Consider the following 3,047-nt stretch of genomic DNA (forward strand, 5'->3'; position numbering starts at 1 on the left):
GTTAAAATAAAGCTCATATAGATATGTGGTATCTTAAAAATAGATTTAGATATGATTAAAGTTGTGTGTTTTGCTGTATAAATCATTGGCAATAAGCTTATGACTCCTAAATGGATATTGGCATTGGAGATAGAACAAATTGGAAAAGAAGAAGACTGGAGATAAACATCTTGATGTTGAGCGTGGTTTATAATGGAACAGCAGTTCCGTTACGGGGTAGTAAGAAAGGAGGTTCAGAAGAACGTATAGCCTTAATAGAACAATATATCGATTGATCGATATATTTGGAGCAGAGCAGACTGATTACTTGACGGCTAACCAAGAATTTATTGGTGAACCATGATTGTGGTGGTTAATGGAACACAAATATAACTCCTGTCTTAATAATTAAGAAAGACACCCTGATTGAACAGGATAGTAAATCCAAATCGATTGGAAAAATATTGCAAGATTATATCTAGTGCCAATCATACCCAGTTATCTTTATTTTCCACATAAGACCATAACTCATCCGTCTGTATCATGATCTTTCCCTATTAAACCTTTCTTAATTCTATCCCTCTGATTTTACTATCTAGTAAATTAATTCAAATCACCTGTATAATCCATCTTTCAAAATCAAAACAATTATTTAATATAAGAAAGGTATCATCCATGCACAGATGGATAATCACGCATCAAGATAGAGTAAACTTAGATGAAATAGACAATTCAGAGGAAAAAATATTATTTAATCAATTTCAGGCAGAAATAGAGGCTGAAAAACATTCTTGGAATCACACCCATAGCTCACTGGGTTATGGCGGTACAGTGATTAGTGTCACAGACGATATCCAAGTTTGTGAAGACCTTTGTTGTGAAATTAGTGAACAGATTGAAACAATATTAATTCCCGGTTGTGGTTCTAAAACGCATTTACAACAATATATTGTCTCTAACTACCCTCACATCAAATCGATTTATTGCACAGACTGGTCTCAAGATGCCATACAAATCGCCGAACGCGAGTTCTCTCATAATAAAATTACCTATATCGTTGAAGATTCTACGCAGCTTTCATTTGAGTCAAGTCAGTTTGATTATGTGATTACATCAAATTCCGTGTTGTCTTCCAATGATTTAGCTAATAGAAGAATGATTCAAGAATTTTATCGGGTTTTGAAACCGGCAGGTAAATTAAAAGGTCTATTTCCTTCTGTCTACTTCGCGGTAGAGATAGCTTATCTGGATCAACGATTTAGTAATCTGATTACAGATGGTTCGATCAATATTGCAAAAAGCACACTTTACGAACCCAAAAATGATCAAGTACAAATATTGTATACCCCATTGAGATTAAAACAAATATTTGAAATAGCAGGCTTCAAGAGAAAAATGTTTGAAGTTTATTTTTTAGATAACCCACATTTTTTAGCTGAAAATGAGCGGATTTATCATATTTCACCTGATTCTGGCTTGTGTGTGTGGGAGTTTATGGTGACTTTTATCAAAGAATGACTTATCGCAGTATCTGTAAAGCGAGCAAGGGTATGCCTTGTGTTTACAGATATAAAATGAGACCTAAAAAATAGCTAGACCAATTCAAAATATCTTTTTAATTCCCAGTTTGGTTCTTCCTCATTATATTGCTCACATTCCCATTCACGGGTTTTGACAAAATGCTCAACAAACACATCACCAAATAATTCTCGTGAAATATCAGAATGTTTCATTCGCTCGGTCGCTTCTTGTAAACTGGTTGGTAATGGATGGCTTTGTGTATCTTCATAGGCATTACCCATTATTGGTGCAGTATTCAATGTCAAATTATTCAAAATACCGTATAAGCCTGAAGCCAAACAAGCACTCATTGCAAGATAAGGGTTCATATCTGCACCTGCGACACGATGTTCTATTCTGGTTGATTCAGGCGATTCTGATAACACCCGCAACGCACAAGTCCGATTATCAACACCCCAAGTAGCATTTATTGGCGCGACTGAATAAGGATGCAATCTTTTATAACTATTTACCACAGGTGCAAACATGGGCAATATTTCAGGCAAACAGGTGACTTGTCCTGCAATATAACTTTGCATTAAGCCACTCATATTATGTGGATTACGACTGTCAAAGAATACATTATGCTCAAGCTTATCATCATAAATACTTTGGTGCAGATGCCCGCCACAACCAATCAACATGTCACTGACTTTTGCCATAAAAGACGCAGTTAAACCATGTTGATAAGCAATTTGTTTTACACCTGTTTTAAATAAAGTGGCTCTGTCAGCAGCGGTTAAAGCATCAGTATGTTGAATCGCAGCCTCATAAAGACCGGGGCCATACTCAGTATGTAAGCATTCAAGTGGAATTCCAAATTTATCAAGATAATCAAATAAATCATTGAAATAATTCTGATGCATTGCAGGTCTAAGCATTGAATATACATCACTGCCTTGAGTCAACGGGACTAAATTTTGGAATTGTTGTGCTTGTAGTTCTTGTGGATTTCCAATGAAGTTAAACCATTCATATTCCTGTGAAAAGACAGGGGTATAGTGATTATCGGTATATTTTTGGATAATACGTTTTAATAAGCTTCTGGGACAAACTTGTGATAAATCATTGGTTTGTTGACTGAGGTCTGCGAGGAAAAACGGTATGTCATCATTCCAAGGAATTTGCCTAAAGGTATCAAGATCAATCTGGGCATAAGTATTGGGGAAACCCTTGTGCCAGCCACAAATTTGCGTGTTAGTGTACATGCTACCTGCAATATCAATCGCAAAAATACCAGAAGAATAACTGATTCCATCGCTTTCTAGCGCAGATAAAAATTTATCACGATGTATCAATTTGCTCAACGCACGACCATCAATATCCGTAACGACAAGCCATACTTTATTATGTTTGCTCTGTATAATTTTTTCAATGATTTGCTTTTTATTCATGGCTTTATCTTTATAAATTTCATGGCTGATTTTAAATTATTCATGTAGGGTGGAATAGGTATAGTCAATTCTATCTTGAATGTGAGGACTGGCAGTCCTGAAATACTTTAAATA

At 35.5% G+C, this 3,047-nt stretch carries 2 protein-coding genes; one reads left to right on the forward strand and one right to left on the reverse strand.

Annotation, left to right across the window (positions count from 1 at the left end; all coding sequences use genetic code 11):
- Positions 1 to 654: 654 nt before the first annotated feature.
- Positions 655 to 1,497 carry a class I SAM-dependent methyltransferase gene (locus ABXH34_RS18400; RefSeq protein ID WP_353573348.1) on the forward strand — a complete coding sequence of 281 codons (843 nt, stop codon included), beginning with the start codon at positions 655 to 657 and terminating at the stop codon, positions 1,495 to 1,497.
- Positions 1,498 to 1,571: 74 nt separating this feature from the next.
- On the opposite strand, the gene ABXH34_RS18405 is transcribed toward ABXH34_RS18400, so the two are convergent.
- Positions 1,572 to 2,933: a glutamine synthetase family protein gene (locus ABXH34_RS18405; protein ID WP_353573349.1), complete on the reverse strand. Its 1,362-nt coding sequence runs from the start codon at positions 2,931 to 2,933 to the stop codon at positions 1,572 to 1,574.
- Positions 2,934 to 3,047: the final 114 nt, after the last annotated feature.

It is taken from the genome of Candidatus Albibeggiatoa sp. nov. BB20 (genome assembly GCA_016744725.1).
GTDB lineage: Bacteria > Pseudomonadota > Gammaproteobacteria > Beggiatoales > Beggiatoaceae > Albibeggiatoa.